A 3,281-nucleotide genomic window follows, 5' to 3' on the forward strand; every position below is an offset into this window, starting at 1 on the left:
GTGGAGCAGCGCGGTCGGCATGACCTCCGCGCTGAGCGAGGTCGATGCGCAGCGAGTCGCACGCGCGGGGATGCCGTCGCTGGAACCGGATCAGGGGCTCGCGCTGTTCGACGCCGCGATCGGCGGCGAGCCGGTGCAGCTGCCGATGCGCCTGGATCTCGCGGCGCTGCGTTCGGCCGGTGCGGTCGCGCCGCTGCTGCGCGGGCTGGTTCGTGCACCGGTTCGCCGGGCCGCCGCCCGGTCGGCGGCCGCGGACGATCTCACCGCCCGGCTGTCGGGGCTCGCCCCGGAGGAACGGCGCGAGTCCATTTTGGAACTGGTGCGCGGCCGGATCGCCGTGGTGCTCGGGCATTCCGGTGCCTCCGCGGTCCCGGCGACGCGGCAGTTCCAGGACCTCGGGTTCGATTCGCTGACCGCGGTGGAGTTGCGCAACGGGCTCAACGCGGACACCGGCCTGCGGCTGGCCGCGACGCTCGTCTTCGACCACCCGACACCGACAGCGCTGGCCGAGCACCTGCACGGCGAACTGTTCGGACGGGAGTCGCACAGCGGGCGGGAAAACGCACGCGTGTCCACTTCGGACGATCCGGTAGTGGTGGTCGGCATGGCTTGCCGCTACCCGGGTGGGGTGAACTCGCCGGAAGACTTGTGGCGGCTGGTCGCCGAAGGCGGCGACGGCATCACCGAGTTCCCCGCAAACCGCGGCTGGGACCTCGACCGCCTCTACGATCCCGACCCGGATGCGCCCGGAACCACCTACGTGCGCGAAGGCGGATTCCTGCACGACGCGGGCGAATTCGACCCGGCGCTGTTCGGCATGAGCCCCCGGGAAGCGCTGGCGACCGACTCGCAGCAGCGGTTGCTGCTGGAGACCTCGTGGGAAGCGCTGGAGCGCGCCGGACTCGACCCGCTCGCGCTGCAGGGCAGCGCCACCGGAGTGTTCGCCGGGGTGATGTACAACGACTACGGCACGCTGCTGCCGGGCGCGGAATTCGAGGACTACCGCGGAAACGGCAGCGCGCCGAGCGTCGCATCCGGCCGCGTCGCATACACCTTCGGCCTCGAAGGCCCTGCGGTCACGGTCGACACCGCGTGCTCCTCGTCGCTGGTGGCGATGCATTGGGCGGCGCAAGCGCTGCGGTCCGGCGAGTGCTCGATGGCGCTGGCGGGCGGCGTGACGGTGATGTCCACGCCGAGCACCTTCGTCGACTTCTCCCGGCAGCGCGGCCTCGCCGCCGACGGGCGCTGCAAGGCGTTCTCGGATGCCGCGGACGGCGTCGGCTGGTCCGAGGGCGTCGGGATGCTGGTGCTCGAGCGGATGTCCGATGCGCAGCGCAACGGACACGAGATCCTGGGCGTGCTGAAGGGCAGCGCGGTCAACCAGGACGGTGCTTCCAACGGGCTCACCGCTCCGAACGGTCCTTCGCAGCAGCGAGTGATCCGGCAGGCGCTCGCGAACTCCGGACTGTCCACTCAGGACGTCGATGTGGTGGAGGCGCACGGCACCGGAACCACGCTGGGCGATCCGATCGAGGCGCAGGCGATCCTCGCCACCTACGGGCAGGACCGGGAACAGCCGCTGCTGCTGGGGACGGTGAAGTCCAACATCGGGCACACCCAGGCCGCCGCCGGTGTCGCAGGCGTGATCAAAATGATCCTCGCGATGCGGCACGGGGAGGTGCCGCGCAGCCTGCACGCCGAAACCCCGTCCTCGCACGTCGATTGGACGGCCGGAGCCGTCGAGCCGCTGCCCGAGACGACCGCCTGGCCGTCACCGGAGCGCCCGCGTCGCGCCGGGGTGTCCTCGTTCGGCATCAGCGGCACCAACGCGCACGTGATCTTGGAGCACCCGCCCGTTTCCGAGCCGCCGCCGGAGTCCGAAGTGGATGGTGTGCTGCCCTGGGCGCTCTCCGGCCACACGCCGCAGGCGTTGCGGGCGCAGGCTGCGCGGCTGCTCTGGCACGTGCAGGCGAAGCCGGAACTCGCCCGCGGCGACGTCGGGTTTTCGCTGGCCACCACCCGCTCTGCGTTCGAGCACCGCGCGGTCGTCGCCGCCGGGGACCGGGACGAGGCGCTGCGCGGACTGGCCGCGCTGACCACCGGCGAATCCGATCCGCTGGCGATCGAGGGCGAAGCGGTCGACGGGCGGCTCGGTGTGCTGTTCACCGGTCAGGGCTCGCAGCGTCTCGGCATGGGAAGTGAGCTGCACTCCCGATTCGCGGTGTTCGCCGAAGCCTTCGACGCCGCGCTGGACGCCATGGACCCGCACGTTTCCGCGCCACTGCGGGAGATCGTCTGGGGCGAGGACGCCGAACGGTTGGAGCGCACCGAGTTCGCCCAGCCCGCGCTGTTCGCGGTCGAGGTGGCGTTGTTCCGGCTCGTGGAATCTTGGGGTGTGCGGCCGGACTACTTGGCCGGGCACTCCGTCGGTGAGATCGCAGCCGCGCACGTCGCGGGCGTCTTGTCCCTTGCGGACGCCGCGAAGCTGGTCGGCGCGCGCGGGCGGTTGATGCAGGCGCTGCCCGAGGGCGGCGCGATGGTCGCCGTGCAGGCCACCGAAGAAGAGGTCGCTGGGCTGCTGCCCGGCAGCCAGGTTTCGCTGGCCGCCGTCAACGCCCCGGGCTCGGTCGTCATCTCGGGTGCCGAAGCCGAGGTCGAGGCGGTGCTGGCGCAGTTCGCCGACCGCCGGACCACGCGGCTGCGCGTCTCGCACGCCTTCCACTCGCCGCTGATGGAACCGATGACGGCCGAGTTCGCCGCGGTGCTGGAAGACGTCGAATTCGCAGCCCCGCGAATCCCGGTCGTGTCCACGGTGACCGGCACGATCAACGACGAGATCGCCACCGCGGAATACTGGGTCCGGCACGTGCGCGAGACCGTGCGGTTCGCCGACGGCGTGCAGGCGATGCACGACCTCGGCGTGCGCACGTTCCTCGAAATCGGCCCGGACACGGTGCTCGCCCCGCTCGCCGAACTGCCGGACTCGGCCGCTTTCGGGTTGCTGCGCAAGGACGAGTCGCAAGAGCGGACCGCGGTCGAGGCGCTGGCCCGGCTGCACGTGCGCGGCATTCCGCTGGACTGGTCCGCGGTGTTCGGCACCGCACGACGCGTCGCGCTGCCCACCTACGCCTTCCAGCACGAGCTGTTCTGGCCCAGCCCGGCCACCGGCACCGGTGACGCCGTTGCGCTCGGCGTGCGCGCGGCCGGGCATCCGCTGCTGGGCGGCGCGGTCGAACTGGCGGAGTCGGGCGAGGTGCTGCTCACCGGCCGGTTGTCGCGCA

At 71.7% G+C, this 3,281-nt stretch carries 1 pseudogene; it reads left to right on the forward strand.

Going from position 1 to position 3,281, the window contains the following annotated elements:
- Positions 1–49 precede the first annotated feature (49 nt).
- Positions 50–3,281 (forward strand): annotated as a pseudogene (locus IJH84_RS20835) (beta-ketoacyl synthase N-terminal-like domain-containing protein); the annotation flags it as partial.

Origin of the sequence: Saccharopolyspora sp. (assembly GCF_017434145.1) — a bacterium.
Taxonomy (GTDB): Bacteria; Actinomycetota; Actinomycetes; order Mycobacteriales; family Pseudonocardiaceae; genus Saccharopolyspora_C; species Saccharopolyspora_C galaxeae.